20 protein-coding genes are annotated in these 19,080 nt (G+C 64.7%); 8 read left to right on the forward strand and 12 right to left on the reverse strand.

The genetic code is table 11. From position 1 onward, the window contains the following. Window positions 1–67 precede the first annotated feature (67 nt). From CH275_RS08155 to CH275_RS29405, 4 genes are read left to right on the forward strand one after another with little or no spacing between them, the layout of a single operon-like run. Window positions 68–1,348 carry an ABC transporter substrate-binding protein gene (locus tag CH275_RS08155; protein WP_094676886.1) on the forward strand — a complete coding sequence of 427 codons (1,281 nt, stop codon included), beginning with the start codon at window positions 68–70 and terminating at the stop codon, window positions 1,346–1,348. Window positions 1,349–1,361: 13 nt separating this feature from the next. Continuing rightward, complete coding sequence (locus CH275_RS08160) at window positions 1,362–2,408, forward strand: carbohydrate ABC transporter permease (RefSeq protein ID WP_179276039.1); 1,047 nt, start codon at window positions 1,362–1,364, stop codon at window positions 2,406–2,408. Further along, the gene (locus CH275_RS08165; protein ID WP_094676888.1) at window positions 2,405–3,226 is read left to right on the forward strand and encodes a carbohydrate ABC transporter permease; all 822 of its coding nucleotides are present in this window, start codon (window positions 2,405–2,407) and stop codon (window positions 3,224–3,226) included. The genes CH275_RS08160 and CH275_RS08165 overlap by 4 nt, the downstream gene beginning before the upstream one ends. Next, window positions 3,223–3,396, forward strand: coding sequence for a hypothetical protein (locus CH275_RS29405; protein WP_179276040.1), 174 nt, complete (start codon window positions 3,223–3,225; stop codon window positions 3,394–3,396). The genes CH275_RS08165 and CH275_RS29405 overlap by 4 nt, the downstream gene beginning before the upstream one ends. On the opposite strand, the gene CH275_RS08170 is transcribed toward CH275_RS29405, so the two are convergent. Both CH275_RS08170 and CH275_RS08175 read right to left on the reverse strand, forming a co-directional pair. Continuing rightward, window positions 3,380–4,264, reverse strand: coding sequence for a LysR family transcriptional regulator (locus CH275_RS08170; protein ID WP_094676890.1), 885 nt, complete (start codon window positions 4,262–4,264; stop codon window positions 3,380–3,382). The two genes, CH275_RS29405 and CH275_RS08170, sit on opposite strands and share 17 nt — an antisense overlap. Further along, entirely contained in the window at window positions 4,255–4,674 is a 420-nt protein-coding gene (locus CH275_RS08175; protein WP_373453689.1) for an MmcQ/YjbR family DNA-binding protein, read from the reverse strand. The genes CH275_RS08170 and CH275_RS08175 overlap by 10 nt, the downstream gene beginning before the upstream one ends. A gap of 108 nt (window positions 4,675–4,782) precedes the next feature. Between CH275_RS08175 and CH275_RS08180 the strand changes: the two genes are divergently transcribed. Beyond that, on the forward strand, window positions 4,783–5,133 hold the full coding sequence (locus CH275_RS08180; protein ID WP_094676894.1) for a nuclear transport factor 2 family protein: 351 nt from the start codon (window positions 4,783–4,785) through the stop codon (window positions 5,131–5,133). Window positions 5,134–5,276: 143 nt separating this feature from the next. Here CH275_RS08180 and CH275_RS08185 read toward each other — a convergent pair whose 3' ends face one another. From CH275_RS08185 to CH275_RS08205, 5 genes are all read right to left on the reverse strand, one after another. Then, complete coding sequence (locus tag CH275_RS08185) at window positions 5,277–6,359, reverse strand: inositol-3-phosphate synthase (RefSeq protein WP_032378712.1); 1,083 nt, start codon at window positions 6,357–6,359, stop codon at window positions 5,277–5,279. Further along, complete coding sequence (locus CH275_RS08190) at window positions 6,352–6,942, reverse strand: PadR family transcriptional regulator (protein WP_094676896.1); 591 nt, start codon at window positions 6,940–6,942, stop codon at window positions 6,352–6,354. Before CH275_RS08190 ends, CH275_RS08185 begins: the two co-directional genes overlap by 8 nt. A 166-nt stretch (window positions 6,943–7,108) precedes the next feature. Beyond that, entirely contained in the window at window positions 7,109–7,708 is a 600-nt protein-coding gene (locus tag CH275_RS08195) for an ArsR/SmtB family transcription factor (RefSeq protein WP_094676898.1), read from the reverse strand. A gap of 457 nt (window positions 7,709–8,165) precedes the next feature. Then, window positions 8,166–9,008 (reverse strand): DUF1707 SHOCT-like domain-containing protein, encoded by an 843-nt coding sequence (locus tag CH275_RS08200; RefSeq protein WP_094676900.1) that lies wholly within the window; start codon window positions 9,006–9,008, stop codon window positions 8,166–8,168. Between the two features lie 25 nt (window positions 9,009–9,033). Then, window positions 9,034–9,849: a DUF1707 domain-containing protein gene (locus tag CH275_RS08205; protein ID WP_256990915.1), complete on the reverse strand. Its 816-nt coding sequence runs from the start codon at window positions 9,847–9,849 to the stop codon at window positions 9,034–9,036. Between the two features lie 99 nt (window positions 9,850–9,948). Here CH275_RS08205 and CH275_RS08210 point away from each other — a divergent pair, with 99 nt between their 5' ends. The 3 genes from CH275_RS08210 to CH275_RS08225 all read left to right on the forward strand — a co-directional run bounded on the left by CH275_RS08210 (window position 9,949) and on the right by CH275_RS08225 (window position 14,763). Beyond that, entirely contained in the window at window positions 9,949–10,380 is a 432-nt protein-coding gene (locus tag CH275_RS08210) for a DUF5318 domain-containing protein (RefSeq protein ID WP_170944655.1), read from the forward strand. 243 nt (window positions 10,381–10,623) lie between these two features. After that, window positions 10,624–13,158 (forward strand): transglycosylase domain-containing protein, encoded by a 2,535-nt coding sequence (locus tag CH275_RS08220; protein WP_441347268.1) that lies wholly within the window; start codon window positions 10,624–10,626, stop codon window positions 13,156–13,158. A gap of 141 nt (window positions 13,159–13,299) precedes the next feature. Next, window positions 13,300–14,763 (forward strand): glycosyltransferase family 87 protein, encoded by a 1,464-nt coding sequence (locus CH275_RS08225; protein ID WP_373453694.1) that lies wholly within the window; start codon window positions 13,300–13,302, stop codon window positions 14,761–14,763. Here CH275_RS08225 and CH275_RS08230 read toward each other — a convergent pair. The 5 genes from CH275_RS08230 to CH275_RS29410 form a co-directional block, all read right to left on the reverse strand. Continuing rightward, complete coding sequence (locus CH275_RS08230) at window positions 14,738–15,961, reverse strand: TerD family protein (protein ID WP_256990916.1); 1,224 nt, start codon at window positions 15,959–15,961, stop codon at window positions 14,738–14,740. The genes CH275_RS08225 and CH275_RS08230 overlap by 26 nt on opposite strands. A gap of 84 nt (window positions 15,962–16,045) precedes the next feature. Continuing rightward, entirely contained in the window at window positions 16,046–16,273 is a 228-nt protein-coding gene (locus CH275_RS08235; protein ID WP_094676910.1) for a helix-turn-helix domain-containing protein, read from the reverse strand. Then, the gene (locus tag CH275_RS08240; protein ID WP_256990917.1) at window positions 16,273–16,872 is read right to left on the reverse strand and encodes a hypothetical protein; all 600 of its coding nucleotides are present in this window, start codon (window positions 16,870–16,872) and stop codon (window positions 16,273–16,275) included. The genes CH275_RS08235 and CH275_RS08240 overlap by 1 nt, the downstream gene beginning before the upstream one ends. Before the next feature lie 84 nt (window positions 16,873–16,956). Beyond that, entirely contained in the window at window positions 16,957–17,703 is a 747-nt protein-coding gene (locus CH275_RS08245; RefSeq protein ID WP_094676912.1) for an ESX secretion-associated protein EspG, read from the reverse strand. 2 nt (window positions 17,704–17,705) lie between these two features. Continuing rightward, window positions 17,706–19,073, reverse strand: a complete 1,368-nt coding sequence (locus tag CH275_RS29410; RefSeq protein ID WP_094676914.1) for a hypothetical protein — start codon at window positions 19,071–19,073, stop codon at window positions 17,706–17,708. Between the last annotated feature and the right edge of the window lie 7 nt (window positions 19,074–19,080).

Consider the following 19,080-nt stretch of genomic DNA (forward strand, 5'->3'; position numbering starts at 1 on the left):
CACTGCACGATTCTGCATGCCGATCTCCGGGCGCATACCACCGCGTAGAAGTAAGTGGAGAGAACACATGGCGTCTTTGATCACGAAGGTGGCGGTGGTTGCAACGGCAGCCACGCTGCTGACGCTCACCGGATGTTCGAGCGACAGCGGTTCGGGCGGCGATTCGGGTGCTGCATCCGAAAACGCCGACGGCCGTGGACCTATCACCTATGTAGAGGGCCAGGACACCACCGAGACCGGTGTCGTCCAGCAGATCATCTCGGAGTGGAACTCCAGCCACCCCGACGAGCAGGTCACCTTCAAGGAACAGTCCGCCGACGCCGATCAGGCCCACGACGACTTCGTTCAGCAGCTCCAGGCACAGCAGAGCGACTACGACGTGATGGCACTCGACGTCGTCTGGACCGCCGAGTTCGCGGCCAAGGGCTGGCTCGTGCCGCTCGAGGGCGAATTCGCACTCGACAACGCTGGGGTTCTGCCCGCGACCGTCGCGAGTGCGACCTACAACGGCAAGCAGTACGCCGCACCGAAGAACACCAACGGTGGTCTTCTCTACTACCGCAGTGATCTGCTCCCCGAGGCGCCCACCACCTGGGCCGAGCTCACCGAGGACTGCCAGGTCGCCCGCGACAACAACATCGACTGCTACGCAGGGCAATTCGCGCCTTACGAGGGTCTGACGGCCAACGCGTCGGAAATTATCAACGCGCACGGCGGATCGATCGTCGGCGAAGACGGCAAGACCCCCACCGTCAACAGCCCGGAAGCCAAGGCCGGACTGCAGACTTTGGTCACCGCGTTCGAGACCGGCGTCATCCCGGCCCAGGACACCACGTTCAAGGAATCCGACAGCCAGCAGGCGTTCCAGGACGGAAAGACACTCTTCCTGCGTAACTGGCCGTACGTCTACGGCACCGCCGCAGAAGAAGGTTCGGCCGTGGTCGGTAAGTACGCGGTCGCACCGCTTCCCGGAGTCACCGGCGTCGGCACCTCGACGCTCGGCGGATACAACGCCGCGATCAGCGCGTACTCCGAGAACAAGGCCACTGCAGCCGACTTCCTGCGCTTCATGCAGGGCGAGAAGGCGCAGCGCATCATCGCCGAGGGCGCATTGCCGCCCGTGCTCTCGTCGTTGTACGACGATCCCGCACTGATCGCCGCGATGCCGTACCTTCCCGCATTGAAGGCATCCATCGAGAACGCAGTTCCGCGTCCCGTCACCCCGTTCTACCCGGCCGTCTCGAAGGCCGTGCAGGACAACGTCTCTGCCGCCATCAAGGGTGAGAAGAGCGTCGACCAGGCGATCACGGACATGCAGGCCGGTATCGAAACCGCCGGCGCCAACTGATTCGGGAGAACCAATGGCTGTACCTGCTGGTGTCACCAGTGGGGCCGCCGCAACCACCGCGGCCGGGGGCTCGTCCCCCGGCCGCGGTCGGCATGTGCGGTCCAAGAACAAGCGGTTCGGCCTGACGCAGGGTCGGGCTTGGCTGTTGATCGCACCGACGATGGTGATCCTCGCGATCGTCATCGTCTACCCGGTGATTCGAGCCCTGGTGATGTCCTTCTCCAAGGATCCCGGTCTCGATCCCGCCACCGGTATGTTCGTCACCGGTGGATCTGCCGGCTTCGACAACTACACGCACTGGATCCTGCAGCAATGCACCTCGGCGTCGGGCACGTTGGTGCCCTGCCCGCCGGGGACGCTGGGGTCGCAGTTCTGGGGTGCCGTCGGTAACACCGCGTTCTTCACGGTCGTGACGGTGTCCATCGAGGTGGTCATCGGCTTCGGAATGGCCGTCATCATGGGCAAGACCTTCGCCGGGCGTGCCTTGCTGCGCGCGGCAATCCTGATCCCCTGGGCTATCCCGACGGCGGTCACGGCCAAGCTCTGGTACTTCATCTTCGCGTACGACGGCATCGCCAATCGCATTCTGGGAACGAACATTCTGTGGACCGGCGACGCGTGGCCCGCTCGTTTTGCGGTGATCATCGCCGACGTGTGGAAGACGACGCCGTTCATGGCGCTGCTGATTCTGGCCGGGTTGCAGATGATTCCCGCCGACGTCTACGAGGCTGCTCGCGTCGACGGGGCGTCGGCGTGGCAGCGTTTCACCAAGATCACGCTCCCATTGGTCAAGCCCGCGTTGATGGTCGCGATTCTGTTTCGCACCATGGACGCGTTGCGCATGTACGACTTGCCCGCCATCCTCACCGAGGGCAATCCCGCCACACGGACCATCTCGATCCTGGTGGTGGAGCAGATCCGGCAGGGATTCAACAGCGCTGCGTCGTTGTCGACCATCTCGTTCATTTTCATATTCGTCGTGGCGTTCATCCTGGTGAAGTTTCTCGGTGCCAACGCCGTTGCCACTCAGGACAATCAGCGTAAGGGGCCCGGCCGATGAAGCAGGCTCGCATCTATCTCGGTGTCGTCGTCATTCTCGTCTGGGGACTGGCACCGTTCTACTGGATGGTCGTCACCGCATTCCGCGACCCGCGCTACACCTTCGACACGACGCCGTGGCCGACCCATGTCACGTGGGTGAACTTCGAAAATGCGTTGTCGACGGCGAACGGCAACAATTTTCTTCGTGCGGTGGGCAACAGCCTGATCGTGGGCGGCGCGACCACACTGATCGCGTTGGTCATCGGCATCTTCACGGCATACGCGCTCTCGCGCATCGACTTTCGCTTCAAGTACGTGGTGACGGGCATCATCCTGGGTGCGTCGATGTTCCCCGTCGTCGCCTTGGTGACCCCGCTGTTCCAGTTCTTCACCAACATCGGCTGGATCGGCAGCTACCAGGCGATGGTCATCCCCAACATCTCGTTCGTCCTACCGCTGACGATCTACACTCTGGCGGCGTTCTTCGCCGAATTGCCCTGGGAACTCGAAGAAGCCGCGCGGATCGACGGCGCCGGACGATTCCAAGCGTTTCGACTGGTGATGCTCCCACTCGCCGCACCTGCCCTGTTCACCACCGCGATTCTCGCGTTCATCGCCGCAGTGAACGAGTACCTGCTCGCCAGTCAGCTCTCGAGTGACAAGACCGAACCGGTGACCGTGGCCATCGCGCGGTTCACCGGCAACGATCCGCTCGTGGTGCCGTATGCCGCGATCATGGCCGCGGGCACCATCGTTGCGATTCCACTGGTGATCATGGTGCTGCTGTTCCAACGTCGCATCATCTCCGGACTGACGGCGGGCGGCGTCAAGTCGTGACCGCCCAGGATCACCTTCAGTTGCTGGCAGGCATCCTCGGGTTCTTCGCAGTCGTGGCTCTCGTGTTCGCCGTGGCCGGGATCATCGGAGGCGATCCCGGCGTGCTGCCGTCGGTCGCCCTGCTCGGTCTGCTTGTCGCACTGTGGTTCACCGTCAAGAGAATTCGCTGAAGCTCGCGGTCGCGACCGTAACCAACTCGGTCAGCGCCGCGCTCATCGGAGCCCGCCACACCAGAGCCAGCAGCGCGGCGGTGTCGGAGTCCGTGAGCTCGATGGCGACGAGCTTGTTGCCATAGAATTCCGCCATCGATGCGCTGAGAATCCCCACCCCAAGACCGCGGGCAGCGAGGTCGGCCACCGCGTCAGGTGCGCTGGCCTGCAACGTGATCGACGGTGTCAGTCCTAGCCCGGCGCAGTCCCGGTCGAACACCGCGCGAATCCCGGTGCCCGACGGAAGTGCGACGATCGGGTGATCACACACCTGCGCCAACGTCGCCTTGTCCTGCGCTGCCAGCGGATGCTGCGGTGGAACTGCCGCAACGATCCGCTCGTCGATTACCACCATCGACTCCAATCCGTCCGGGGCACGAGCTGCGACACCGACGAGTGCGATGTCGAGGTCTCCGGCGCGGACATCCGCCACCAGTCGGTCCGAGTTGTCCTCCTGGAGAGCAATGTCGACGCCAGGGTGCGCCGAATGAAAGCGGGCCAGAGCGTCGAACAGTTGCGGGACGGTGCAGGCGGTGATCATCCCGACGCGAAGCGAGCCGCGCAGGAGCCCGGCAACGTCGTCGACGGACTGCCGAACCGAGTTCGCGGCGGCCAGCGTCGCACGGGCTTGCGTCAGCGCGGCCTGACCGGCGGTGGTCAATGTTGCTGTGCCACCCGATCTGTCGATCAACGTGGCACCGAGTTCTCTTTCGAGCGCTCGGATCTGGGCGCTGACGCCGGATTGGCTGATGTGCACGCGGGCGGCGGCTCGGGTGAAGTTCGCTTCCTCTGCGACGGCCACGAAGTATTCGAGTTGCCTCAGTTCCATTGTTGGACTCCGAGATTCGGACCTTCGCCGGCGTCGAGCCTCGCAACAGCGCGCCTCGGTGCGGTGATGCGGTAGCTGCAGTCGATCAGTTCGGCGGCCTCGGCCCAGACGTCGTCGTAGGCATCGGACAGGTCGAATCCCACCCAGCCGGCTGGGCCGAGGTAGGCGGGGTGGAAGTAGCGCGGCTCGAGCTCGCACGCGCGCTGCTCCTCGGCGCTTTCGCATTTGACCAGAATCGACAGATCGAACTGATCGCCACCTTTGACGCCGCCGCCGAAATAGACGAACACCGAGGCTGTGCGGAACGTCGGCCTGCCGTGGGAAATCTTCTCGGACACCTCGGGGTAGGCGAACGCCAGCGTGCGCACGCGTTGGAGAACGGGATGCTCGGAAGTGGGATCGATGGCCACGAGCACACGATAGCGCGCCGACTCTAGCTGCTGCTATGAGTAGAACTTCTGATCATCATCGCAAGCAACTGTTGGACTTCTGACCGGGCTCGTTCGAGACTCGATGTCATGACACAGACACCGAAAGAAGTTGCAGCCACCTACTTCGAGGCCTGGAAGGGCAAGGACTTCGACACCCTGGCGTCGATCCTGCACGAGAACGCGACATTTCGAGGGCCACTCGGCACAGCGGCCAACGGTGCCGAATGCGTGGCTGGGTTGAAAGGAATGTCGCAGATCGTGACCGATATCGACATCAGTCACGTCTTCGTGGACGGCCCCAACGTCCTGACGTGGTTCGAACTGCACACGTCGATCGCACTCCCGGCCTCGACCGCGAACTGGCAGCGAATCGAGAACGGCAAAATCATGGACATCAGGGTGACATTCGATCCGCGCGACATCATCGCGGCGGGATAAGCGAAACGCCCGCCGGCACTCGATGTGACATTTGGTGGCCCTTTCGGGGGTCAATGTCACATCTAGTGGACCGGCGGGCGTTTTGCGTAGTGGTGCGGACGAGTGCCGCTGGGGGCACTCGGTCACACCACTGCCGCAGGCACTTATGCGTCGATGATGAACGCTTCCAGCTGTTCGCGAGCGACGTCGTCGGCGAGCTGCTTCGGCGGGCTCTTCATCAGGTATGCGGAAGCCGGGATGACCGGTCCACCGATGCCGCGGTCCTTGGCGATCTTGGCCGCACGCACTGCATCGATGATGACGCCGGCGGAGTTGGGCGAGTCCCATACCTCGAGCTTGTACTCGAGGTTGAGCGGAACGTCGCCGAAGGCGCGGCCTTCGAGGCGGACGTAGGCCCACTTGCGGTCGTCGAGCCAGCCGACGTGATCGGACGGTCCGATGTGGACGTCCTTGGCGTTGAACTCCTTCTGGAGGTTCGACGTCACGGCCTGGGTCTTGGAGATCTTCTTCGACTCGAGGCGGGTGCGCTCGAGCATGTTGAGGAAGTCCATGTTGCCGCCCACGTTGAGCTGCATGGTGCGGTCGAGCTGCACGCCGCGGTCCTCGAACAGCTTCGCCATGACGCGGTGGGTGATGGTGGCACCGACCTGGCTCTTGATGTCGTCGCCGACGATGGGGACGCCTGCGTCCTCGAACTTCTTGGCCCAGACGGGATCCGAGGCGATGAAGACGGGCAGTGCGTTGACGAACGCGACGCCTGCATCGATGGATGCCTGTGCGTAGAACTTGTCGGCCTCTTCGGATCCGACGGGGAGGTAGGACACGAGGACGTCGACCTTGGCGTCACGAAGGGCCTGTGCCACGTCGACGGGCTCGGCGTCGGAGATCTCGATGGTCTCGGAGTAGTACTTGCCGATGCCGTCGAGGGTCGGGCCGCGCTGGACGCTGACGGTGCTCGGGGGCACGTCGGCGATCTTTATGGTGTTGTTCTCGCTGGCGAAGATGGCCTCGGAGAGGTCGAAGCCGACCTTCTTGGCGTCCACGTCGAACGCGGCGACGAACTCGACGTCGCGGACGTGGTACTTGCCGAACATGACGTGCATCAGGCCGGGAACGGTGGCGTTCTCGTCTGCGTCCTTGTAGTACTCGACACCCTGGACCAGGGATGAGGCGCAGTTGCCCACACCCACAATGGCCACGCGGATTGCGTTGTTGTTCTCACCCATGGTCGGGTTCTCCTTCTGTCTTGACTGTCCTGTTTGGTGCTGTGTTGGACGGTGCTGGGTTGGGGCCGGCCTGCTCGGCTGCGATGACTTCGTTGAGCCAGCGCACCTCGCGTTCGCTCGATTCGAGACCGAGTTGGTGTAGCTGCCGGGTGTAGCGGTCGAGAGTCCCGTTCGCCTTGGCCACAGCGTCGCGGAGGCCTTCTCGGCGCTCCTCGACCTGGCGACGTCTGCCTTCGAGGATGCGGACCCGAGCTTCCGCGGGGGTCCGACTGAAGAAGGCGAGATGTACGCCGAATCCGTCGTCGGTGTAGTTCTGCGGTCCGGTATCGGCCACCAGTTCGGCAAATCGTTCCCTGCCGAGAGGGGTGAGCACGTAGACCCGTTTTGCCCGTCTTTTCACGAGCAGTTCGGGACCGGCGTCCTCGGCGATGAGTCCGTCGTCTTGAAGTCGACGGAGTGCCGGGTACAGCGATCCGTACGAAAACGCTCGAAAAGCTCCGAGTAGGCCGGTCAGCCGCTTGCGGAGCTCGTAGCCGTGCATGGGTGACTGGAGAAGCAAACCGAGAATTGCCAGCTCGAGCATGCAACTCCCCCTTCTCTGTTTTTGTGATCACAACACGGCGATGCGATTGGCTGCACTATCGAAGAATGTATCGCGCCGATACATTGAAAGACAAGCCGGTGTCCGGTTTTGCCATGCCGGGACCTGTCGTGACGTCGAAGCGAGCGATCTGCCCGGGCGGTGCCGGTTACCGATCCTTTCGATGGATCGCCGCCATCTGCTGCCCGAGCGGCGAGAGTCGATACAACACCGACCCGCCGTGTCGAGAGCCCTCGATCAGCCCGTTGACGCGCAACACCGGCAGATTTTGCGACACGGCGCTCGGTGTGACGGAGAATCGATGGGCGAGCTGGGAGGTCGACGCGGGCTCGGTGAGCGCCAGCAGCAGATCGGCCTTGGCACTGCCGACCAAGGTGGCGAGCGCACGACTCGGGTCGACCGGGGAGTATTCGCCGATCAACGTCCCTTGTCCGCGCGCCGGGTAGGACAACCACGAGTGGGCGGGTGACGCGGGGTTCCAAATCGTCGACACGTTCTTGGTGAAAACAGACGGGGTGAGCACCAGGCCGCGGTCGTCAGGTGAACCGTCGCCACCGGACGACGTCGTCAAGTGCACTTCCAGCAGTCCATTGTCCAGCCAGTGAATCGAGCTACCCAGCCCGTCGAACAGTCCCGTCGCACCTCGCTGCGCGAACTCCCTACCGCGAAAGGTGATGTCGGACTCCAAGACTCGGCCGATCGCCGACCAGTACGGAGCGATGGCTGCGCGGTGGTAGTCGTCGAGCATCGGCGACGATCCGAGCCGCGGCCTGCGGGTCGTCGATGAATCCGCCCAGCGCCGCCGGTGGCGGGCGACCCTCGAACACGGTCGCGAGATCGTGCGCGACGGCGGACGGATCGGACGTCGTAGTCAGCTTCGAGATCTCTGGCTTCCCTGTGCCAGGCCGTCAGATGCACCCTGCCCTGCGGCCCGAGAGCCAAGGCCCACAAGCTCAATGCGGTGTCGACCATTCGGGTAAGAACTCGCGGGCGACGAGCACTCGAATGGAGCTGCTCCGCTCGCGCCGCATCGTGCAAGTCCGCAATCCGTGCGTGGACGAGCGCGGCGGGTGGGTCGGCGGTCAGGTGGTGGAACGTTCGGAACGTGTTCATGCCGTTCACTGAACGCCCAGGGGCGACGGGCAGGGAATCGATTCAGAGGAGACCTACATCGTCGAGATGTCTCGGCCGGAACCAGCGACGCCCTATCGGCTGACCGAGACGATGTTGCCCGCGAAGTCCGCCTCGACACGCCCGCCTCGGGCGTCGTCGTTGCGAGCGCTGATCGAGATGCGTTGGTTTCCCCGGGTTTCGGTGATCATGACGTACTCGACGGCGGCGTCCGGGACCCCGATGGCCTCGGGTGTTCCCGCAACGAGACCCGCCAGAATCGCAGAATCGATTGTGGCCCAATCGAACATCGCGTCGTCGGTATCGGGAGGCTCGGTATCGAGACCCACCTCGAAACCTCCGGCGACGAGGACTCGCTCACGTCGGCCCTCCGCCGTCGGACGATAGACATCGGCACGGTTGTTGTTCAGCTGTATGAACACCTCGAGAACCTGTGAACTGCCGAAACGCTGGACATAGCGTTCTCGGAAATCGTTCAGTCCGGCAGTGGTGTCGAAGACGAAGGGGCGGGCAACGATCGGGGTGACGTCGACCGGCAGGTCCATCGAGACGGTAGGGACGACACTGCTTCTTGTAGTCGCCTCGACGACGGCCGCAGCCGGTACCGGTTCTTCGCCGTTCCTGGTCGCCAGGAACACCACCAGTGCGACGGTAACGATCACGACCGAGCCGAGTGCCAGGACCAACCGGTTCTTCGGTTCGACGGTTCGCGGAGCCGGCTCGGGAAGGTCGATGTCGATTTGCAGGTCGGAGACCAGGCGTCGTAGATCCCGCAGGGTGACGGCTACCCGAGCACGTTCGCTGCGCAGGCGGTGCTCGTCGAAAGTGAGCTGGCCGTCGGCGTATGCGGTATCCAGAACCGTGACGGTCAGCGCGCGGTCTATCTCACGAGCGCGAAAGTCGGGTCGTTGTGCCATCCTGCGGGCTTCCTTTCGGGACTGATCAGCCGAACGAAAACGGCATCACACGCAGGAAGTTGCCTGCGGGATCGAATGCGAGGTTGCCGCTTTCCTTGTCGGAGTTCTCGGCCGAGACGTAGATCTCGGGTCCGTTGTCGCTGCCGTGGAAGCTCACGCTGTAGCTGTCGATGCGAGACATGTTCAGGCTCTCGCGGGCACCGGCGATGATCCCCGCGGTTTTCGTCAGATCGACAGTCGCCAGATCGATCTGAGGTTCGTCGAAATCGCGCGTGCTCGAGAAATTGTCGTCGTAGTCGTCGATGACGCCGTCGCGATAGGTGTAGCTGACTTGCTTCTGGGGCAGCCCGGGTGCGGGTGCCGAAATGACGGCGTAGTTGTCGTACAAACCGAGCCGGTCGACAACAGACGTGCCGATCTTCTGTCGCAGGGCATCGACGATGTCCACCACGATCGCAGGATTCTGGTATCGCGCTTCCCCGAGGTCCGAGACCGGGGCCTCCGAGCTCGAGCAGGCGCGAATGCCGAACGTGAGCGCCACCATCGCTGCAACCACGGGCACTGCGACGGTCATGAACCCCAGTCGCGACCCTTTGGCCGTGGCGATCGGATGCGCAAGCTCGATGGGGTCGGCCATCGGCTGCAGATCGGTGTCGTTCTGTAGGTCCTCGATGAGGGCGTGCAGATCGGCGATCGTCTCGGCTTCCTTGGCCAGCTCGATCCTCGCGGCGTGCTCGAAATCGGACAGTTGGCCGTCGGCGAGCGCCTCGTCCAATGTGGCGCACGTATCGGAGCGATCCACATCACGCGCTCGCGTGGTGGGCGGTAGTCGCTTCGGCACAGGTGGAGCATAGTTTCTCGCGCCCGAATCGGGTCGGTCTCGTCGCCCAGGCGGGGTTCGCAGGTCCCCATCGGAGGGGTCGCACGTACTCTGGTCCTCGTGCGACTTCAGCGACAGGTGGTGGACTACGCCCTTCAGCGTCGGTCGCTGCTGGCCGAGGTCTACTCCGGTAGGACGGGTGTAGCAGCGGTCTGCGATGCAGATCCGTACCTGCTCCGCGCGGCCAAATTCCACGGACGCGGCAGTGATGTGGTGTGCCCCATCTGCCGCAAGGAGCAGCTCACCTTGGTGTCCTGGGTTTTCGGTGAGAAGCTGGGCGCGCTGTCCGGCTCGGCGCGAACGGCCGACGAACTCGTTCGCCTTGCTGCAACCCAGGAGGAGTTCTCGGTCCATGTGGTCGAGGTGTGCCGCTCGTGCAGCTGGAACCACCTCGTCCAGTCCTATGTCCTCGGGGCCGTCCCCGCACCCAAGCAACCCCGTCGTCCGCGATCGGGTTCCCGCCAACCGAACCGTCGAACCGCGAGTGAATGACACAATCGCTGAGCTGATGCCATTGCGCGAGAAGTCGACGCGGCCGCCGAAATTACTGGAGATCTGTACGTGAGTTCCCCCTACGACAACAACCCGGGTAGCAACGAACCTGGCCGTAGCGACTCCGGACGGCGTCCCGACGTGCCCGGTCCCCCGCGTGGCAGCAGGCATTCCGATCCACCCGGGCGTCGTCCGACGCCTCCTCCCGGGCAGCGACCCGTCCCCCCTCCCGGCCAGCGTCCGATGCCTCCGCAGGGCCGTCCGCCGATGCCTCCTCCCGGGCAACGTCCCGGCCCTCCTCCTGGCCAGCGTCCGATGCCTCCGCAGGGCAGGCCACCCATGCCTCCTCCCGGGCAACGACCCGGCCCTCCTCCCGGACAGCGACCCGGCCCTCCTCCTGGCCAGCGTCCGATGCCTCCGCAGGGTCGACCAGTGCAGGGGCGTCCTGCGCAGGGCAGGCCGCCGGTTGCTCCGGTGAGCGGCCGTCCCGCAGGCGAACGTCCTTACGGTGAACGGCGCTACGGTGAGCCGCCCATCGCGCCTCCGCTCCGATCCGGTGCTGTGCCACCACCCCACGAACCGAACGATCCATCAGTTCTCTCCTCGGGCAGCGAACCGCCCGAGCCGCCCGAAAGAGGTCCCGCCGCGAAAACGAAGAAGAAGTCCAAGTGGCGGGTCGTTCGGCGCAGTCTCTATGCGTTGATCGCCCTGGGTCTGATCGTGCCGATTCTGGCGTTCATGGTGGCGTACACCGTCGAGGACGTGCCTCGACCCGGCGACCTCAGGACCAACCAGGTGGCGACGATCTTCGCTTCCGACGGTTCGAGTGTGCTCGGCAAGGTGGTGCCTCCCGAGGGCAACCGCACCGACGTGACGATCGATCAGATTCCGGAGCACGTGCGTAACGCGGTGCTGTCTGCCGAGGACCGCGACTTCTACTCCAACCCTGGATTCTCGGTGACCGGTTTCGGCCGAGCCCTGCGAGACAATGTGCTCGGACGCGACAGCGCCGGTGGTGGTTCCACGATCACCCAGCAGTATGTGAAGAACGCACTGGTCGGCAACGATCGGACGCTGACTCGAAAGATGCGCGAACTCGTCATCTCCTCGAAGATGGCGCGCCAGTGGTCCAAGGACGACATCTTGGCGGCGTACCTCAACACCATCTACTTCGGACGGGGTGCCTACGGCATCGCCGCTGCGTCGACCGCGTACTTCGGCAAGTCCGTCGACCAACTCTCCGTCGAGGAGGGTGCGGTCCTCGCGGCTGTCATCCAGCAGCCCTCCGGCCTCGATCCCGAGTTCAACCCCACCGGCGCGCAATCTCGTTGGGATTACGTGCTCGACGGAATGGTGTCCCAGGGCCAGCTCGACGCAACCCAGCGAGCCGCGATGCTGTTCCCGGCGGTGGTCCCCACCTCACAGATCGACTCCGGTGACGCCGACGATGCCGGCCCGAACGGTCTGATCAAGGCTCAGGTGCTGCGTGAATTGTCCGAGGTCGGCGTCAGCGATCAGGACCTCAACACCGAGGGTCTGCAGATCACCACGACGATCGATCCCAAGGCTCAAGCGGCTGCGGTCGAGGCCGTGAACGACAGCCTCGAGGGCGAACCGTCGGAGCTGCGGACGGCATCGGTGTCGGTCGATCCGCGCACGGGCGCGGTCCGCTCCTACTACGGCGGCGCGGACGGACGCGGGTTCGACTTCGCGCAGTCCGGCTTGCAGACCGGATCGTCGTTCAAGGTGTTCGGCCTCGCTGCCGCGCTGGACCAGGGCATTCCGCTGTCGAAGATGTACGACAGTTCCTCGCTCGACGTCAACGGCATCCAGATCAGCAACGTCGAGGGCGAATCCTGCGGAACGTGCACCATCGCCGAGGCACTCAAGCGGTCACTGAACACGAGCTTCTACCGCATGATGCTCGGCATGGACAACGGCCCGCAGGCCATCGCGGACATGGCTCACAAGCTCGGTATCCCGCAGGAGATCGAGGGCGTCGGCCCCACCCTGACCGAGCCCGACAACGCCGGCCCGAACTACGGAATCGTGCTCGGCCAGTACCAATCTCGCGTTCTCGACATGGCCTCGGCCTACGCGACACTGGCGGCGTCCGGGGTGTACCACACGCCGCACTTCGTGCAGAAGGTCGTCACCGCAGACGGCACGGTGCTGCTCGATCGCGCTCCCGAGGCGGGTCAGCAGGTCGTCTCGGCTGCGGTTGCGGACAACGTGACCTCTGCGATGCGTCCGATCGCCGGATACTCCAACGGGCACAACCTTGCAGGCGGTCGCCAGTCCGCTGCGAAGACCGGTACCGCTCAGCTGGGTGACACCGGACAGAACAAGGACGCGTGGATGGTCGGATACACGCCGTCGCTGTCGACGGCGGTGTGGGTCGGCACCGAGCAGGGCCTGCCGCTCGAGAACAGTTACGGCGGGCCGATCTACGGATCGGGCATACCGTCGGACATCTGGAAGGCGACGATGGACGGGACACTCGAGGGCACGTCCAACGAGACGTTCCCGACGCCGGAGGCCATCGCGGGTCAGGCCGGTGTGCCGCAGTACTCCGCTCCCGCACCGACTGCCACGGCGACGCCGTCGGCACCCCCGCCGGTGACCCTGCCTATTCCGACGGAGATCTCGCCGCCGGTCGTCATCACCCCGCGGCAGGTCGAGATTCTGCCCGGCGTGACCATCCCGCTTCCCGGCCTCGCTCCGGCTCAGCCGGAACCTGCGCCCGCAGCGCCCGAACCGGCGACTCCCGGGCAGTAGCGACTCACCCCGGTGACGACCGAACCCGACCGCAAGGGTCGAGCAGTGGCGAGCCCCGGTCGCCTCGACTCGGCAAGCAGGCAAGACCGCGATTTACCCAGGAGCGCAGCGGGCCGCGATTTACCCAGTCGCACCGATCCGATGACCGGGGAACTGTCCTCGGTCATCGGCGGTCCGGTGGGGCAGCACGCGGTGATCGGACGGCAGCGTTGGTTCACAGCGCTTCGAGTCATCCTGCTGCTTGCGGTGATCTTCCTCAGCTTCGGTTGGTTCGCGAAGGCCGCGTGCATTCAGCAGGCACCGGTGGGCCCGGGCGGTGAGCTCGGACTCGACTGGAGTGGCAGTCGGCAGTACGTGGCCATGTGTTACTCGGACACGGTGCCGCTCTACGGCGCGGAGCGGCTCGATCAAGGCGCCTTCCCGTACAAGAAGTCCTGGGAGGAAACCCGGGCCGACGGCTCGAGCCAGATTCGGTACATGGAGTACCCGGTGCTCGCGGGCATGTATCAGTACGGCTCGATGGTCGTCGGAAAGATGTGGAACTCGATCGGTTTCCTGCCGCAGGCCCTGCCGGTGGTCGTCTACTTCAACGTCGTCGCCCTGGGGCTGGCCGTGGCTTGGTTGGTCACCGTGTGGGCCACCGCGATAGCGGCCGGACGCCGGATCTGGGACGCGGCTCTGGTGGCAGCGTCACCGTTGGTGATCGTGCACGGATTCACCAACTTCGATGCTCTGGCAACGGCTTTCGCGCTCACCGGCCTGCTGGCATGGGCCAAGAAGCGGCCGGTCCTTGCGGGGGTACTGATCGGCCTCGGCGGTGCCACCAAGCTTTATCCCCTGCTGTTCCTCGGTCCGCTGTTGGTGCTGTGCTGGCGCACCGGGCGGATGCGCGAGTGGGGGCTCACCGCAGGCGCCGCTGTCGGGGCCTGGCTTGCGGTCAATCTTCCTCTGGCACTTCTGTATCCGTCGGGATGGAACGAGTTCTTCCGGCTCAACTCCGAGCGTGGTGCCGACCCGGACTCGCTGTACAACGTAGTCACCTCGTTCACCGGCTGGTCCGGCTTCGACGGTCCCCTGTACCCCGGCGACAAGCCGCTGATCCTCAATGCTGTCACGCTGGTGTTGTTCGCGATCGTGTGTGCGGTGGTCGCCTACATCGGCACGACGGCCCCGGTGCGGCCGCGGTTGGCACAGTTGGTGTTCCTGGTCGTGGCAGGGTTCCTGCTCACCAACAAGGTGTGGAGCCCGCAGTATTCGCTGTGGCTGGTTCCGCTGGCCGTGCTGGCTCTGCCGCATCGCCGAATTCTGTTGGCATGGATGGCGATCGACGCGTTCGTCTGGTTTCCGCGAATGTACTACTACCTGGGTGTGGAGAACAAAGGCCTACCCGAGCAGTGGTTCACCGCGACCGTGGTGGTGCGCGATGTCGCCGTGATCGGATTGTGCGCGTTGATCATTCGGCAGATCTACCGTCCGTCCGAAGACCTCATTCGAAACGGCAGCGCCGTCGACCCGCTCGGTGGCGTGCTCGACGGCGCTGCGGATCGGACCATTGCAGATCGGACCGGGGCCCGCAAGGTCACATATAGCGGCCCAGCTGTTTGACGGCTTCACCGGCGTGCTTGGCCTGGATGCCGTCGCCGATCGCTTGGAGCTTCCACTCACTGCCCTGGCGATACACCTTGGCCATCACCAATCCGGTGAAGGGCATACCGCCCTGCAGGGTGAAGCGGGCGAGTTCGGTGTTGGTGGTGTTGTCGACCAGACGGCAGAACGCGTTTGCCACCTGCTCGAACGTCTGGCCGCGATACGAGGTGACGGTGAAGACGATGCCCGTGACGTGCTGGGGCACCTTCGTCAGGTCGACCACGATGACCTCGTCGTCCCCCTCGCCCTCTCCGGTGAGGTTGTCGCCCTGGTGCACGATCGAGCCGTCCTTGGCTTTGAGCTGGCCGTAGTAGACGACGTCGTTGACGTCGCGGTCTGCGAGCATGATCGCCGACGCGTCCAAGTCGATGTTCGCGGCTCGGCCACCGCCGCCGAACAGGCCACCCTTCTTCGGGGTGGTCACCGGGTCCCAGCCCAGGCCCATGCGAATGACCGTCAGCGCCACGCCGCCGTCCTTGCGGAGGGTGACCTTCTGGCCCTTCGTGAGGCTGACGGGCTTGGCCTTGGTGAGGCTGACTTCCGGAGCCTCGGTGCGGACCGGGGCGGCGGGTGGTGCAGGCGGCGCAGCGGGCGGCGGTGGGGTCGCGGGAGCGGGGGGAGGTGTCGGAGCGGGAGCCGGGGCGTCATCCACGGACACACCGTGATCGGTCACCAGTGCGGCGAATCCGCCCGCGTAACCCTGCCCGACGGCCCGAACCTTCCAGCTGCCCTGACGACGATAGATCTCCAGTGCGATCACGATCGATTCCGAGCTCAACCCGTCGATCGTGTACTCGTACAGCACGTTTCCGGCAGTGTCGCTGACTCGCGCCACCGGGGCGGTGGATCGACCGAAATTGCTCGACGCGTCGTCGAGGGTGATCACCGCGCGAATCTGCTCGATGTCGGCGGGAACTGCAGCGAGCGACACGGCGAGCCGAGCCGGTCCGCCCTGGCCGGGTTCGAGGCGGACGCCCGGGCCGGTGGGCTGGTTGAAGAACACGAAATCGGCGTCGGTACGCACTTTTCCGGCGTCGGTGACAAGCAGCGCAGACAGGTCCGCGGGTACGGCCAGCGAGATGGAGACGACGACGTCACCGACGGTGAGGGGGCCGTTCTGACCCTTGGACAACGGTTGACCGGCCGGAGCAGACAATGTGATGGACTCTCTCTCGTAGTGCTGGTTACCGCCATCCAATGTACTTGTTCGATTTGTCCGACTGGTGTGGCTGAGCGGACGTCAGACTTGGCGCAGGGTGAACAGGTCGCCGGGCGTACAGCCGAGAACGCGGCACACCGCGGTGAGCGTCGAGAATCGGATGGCCTTGGCGCGGTCGTTCTTGAGCACCGACAGATTGACGACGCTGACTCCGGCTAGACGCGAGAGCTCGGCGAGCGTCATGCCGCGGGCGTCGAGAATCTCGCCCAGATGACAGACGACCAGATGGTCGACGAACTCCTCCGCCATCAGACCAGACCATCGGCATCGCGAGCGAGCTTGGAGCCTTGCCGAAGGACTGCGTAGACGAATTGCAGAACGAGTGCCACGACCACGGCCAGCCAGAATGCGCCCAGGCTCCGCGCAGTATCAGTGACCTCGGTCGTCTCGAGCGCGCCCTGAATTGCGTTGGTACTCATCACTCGAAGGCCTCCGGTGATCATTGGATACAGCACAAGGCACACGGCGACCACGACCAGGTCGATACTGGCACCGACGCTGAACGGGGTTTCCTCGATGACATTGTCGAAGAAGCGGTACGCGAAGAAGATCCCCACGAGAACGACGACCCCACCGGCCACGATCTCGCCGTACCTCATGAAGTCGATCATCCCGATGAGTCTCTGGACATCGCTCTTGGCCACGCTGAGCTCGATGACGTTCCCTGGCTGCAACTGTCCGCCGAACAGGTCGAGAGTCGGTACGCCTTCCCGTGGCGTGACGGTGGCGCTGACATAGTCCGACGCGTGGTACTGCCACAGCCTCCATCCCGACCACACGACCGCGAGTGCCCCATAGAACACCATCGCCCATTTGTTGGCTCGTGCCGAGCCGAGTCCGTATGCCATCCCGCCGCCTCCATATCGATAGTCGATAACAACGAATATCGATAACCTATCGCTTATCGATAGGGTGTCAAGGGGTAGGCGACGTCACCGCCTCAGCGCAACCGCCATGTGCTGACCGATCTCCGACGCCAAGCCGGCGGTATCGGCAGGCACGATGTCGATGGTGTCCTCGGAATAGACGATGTATCGGCCGTCTCGTTCGAAGTCCATCCAGAAGAACGCGACCGCGTCGGTGTCGCGTCGGTTGTCGTAGGTCCTGCCGCGCGCGACGATGACCTCACCGACCGCAGACCGTGGACGATCGAAGAACGTCCGGAACCGTTCGTCGGCCGTTGCTCCTCGGGTCGCGGCGGACAGATGCGTGCCACCCGATGACGCTGCAGCAGTGGCGCGTTCGAGTCGCTCTGCCGGTCGGTGGCCGGGAGCGATATTCGGTACGGATCCGAGAACTCGGGCGGGTGCCTGGGCCGGTCCGATCAACTCGATGGTGACGGCACCGCCGGAAGCGGCGTCGGGTCCGGGCTGCTGGGTGAGCACCGTGGCGACGTCGTGACGCACCGCCGCGTGGGCTCGGATGGTGCCGTAGCGAGGATCGCGGGTGTCGCCGCGACATTCGATGCGAACCACTGGATCGACGAGGGTGCGAACAGCCGCGCCGAGATCGTCGTCCATCAGCGCGTCGATTCGCGCCGACGCCTCCCGCCGCAGCAACTGGTACCGGTCCTCGGTGTCGACGTCGATGGTGACTGCGAGGGGATACGGCAGTCGGTCTCGTCCGAATCGACTGCAGAGCATCATGAAATCGATGCCGTCCATGGTCCAGCTCGTCATCGTCAGCCGCCGAGTACCGGTGGCGCGACCAGCGGAAGATCACCGATCAGCTCACTGCCGTTGCCGGCATCCACCAGATAGCCGGGAATGGCGTGCTCGCTGTCGTTGTCGCCGGCACCACGCGCACCCCCTGCGCCCATCGCACCCATTCCCGGCATACCGTGCGCTCCCGCGCGGCCGGCCGACGCCGCAGCTGCGTTGCCCAGACCTCCCGCCCCGTTGCTGCCCGCACCGCCGCCGATCGGAGAGCCGAGAACCGAGCCGCCGTAACCCGAGCCAGTACCGGATCCGCCGCCGGAACCGCCGCCATATCCCGCACCGCCGCCGTAGCCCGAACCATTGGACCCTCCGAAGCCGCTGCCACCGGGTCCTGTTCCGCCGTAAGCGCCGGGGCCTGCGCCGGAACCCGCACTGCCGCCGGCAGATCCGGGCGCGGCAGATGCGGCACGAGTTTCACCGGAGTTGTCGGCCGGCGGGAGTGGTCCCGACTGCCCGAACCCTGGCTGCCCCGATCCCGCACCTGGCTGTCCCGCTCCTGCCGGATCGGTGCCGCCCGGTTGCGTCTGCGCCGACACGGCCTGCGCAGCCGGATCGGCCGCACCCGCAGATCCCGCACCGCCGCCCGAGGTGGATCCCCCGCCGCTTCCACCCAGACCCCAGCCTGCACTCGAGCCGACACCGCCACCGTCGACGACGGGATTGTGTGCCGCCGGCAGCACCGGAACGTTGCTATCGGATTGCATTACACCGGGTACGTAAACCGATCGCATGATTCGCCGTGCTTCGTCCTGCTGCTCTTCCCGAGCCGACACCGAGTCTTTCGTGGCAAAGGGAATGGGAAGCAGCGAACCGATCAGCGTGCTCTCGGCCGGCCCGCTCACCGGGGGCATCTTCGACACCGTCTGCGTGAATCCCGCGTGCGCCTCGAGCAGCTTGTTGCTGATCAGACTCATCGATGTCGACAACGCGTTCGCAGACGAGACGTAGTTGCCCACGCCGCCGCGTACGGCGTCGGCCGTCGGCCCCGACCAGCCGGTGGCCAGGGCGGCGTCCACCCCGGACCGAAAGCCATCGGATCCGGCGGTTGCGGCAGCGGCCAAATCGTTCCAGTTCATGGACGAGGTCTCGATGGTTTCCACTGCAAGAGAGTTCACGTCGGCCGCAATCTGCTCATGCGACATGACCTCGAACGCTTCGGTGATCACCACCTCGTTCGGTTCGTATTCACCCTGGTAGTCGTAGGCCCCGTTCGCCTTCTCGAATGCCTCGCCCAGCATGGTTCCGATGAGCTCGGGGCCCACCGGTGTCACGAAGACATTGGTGACGATGTCTTCGATCGCCGCCTCGAGTTCTGCACGCGGATCCGCCATACCCACC

The organism is Rhodococcus sp. 06-235-1A, from assembly GCF_002258785.1.
Classification (GTDB): Bacteria; Actinomycetota; Actinomycetes; order Mycobacteriales; family Mycobacteriaceae; genus Rhodococcoides.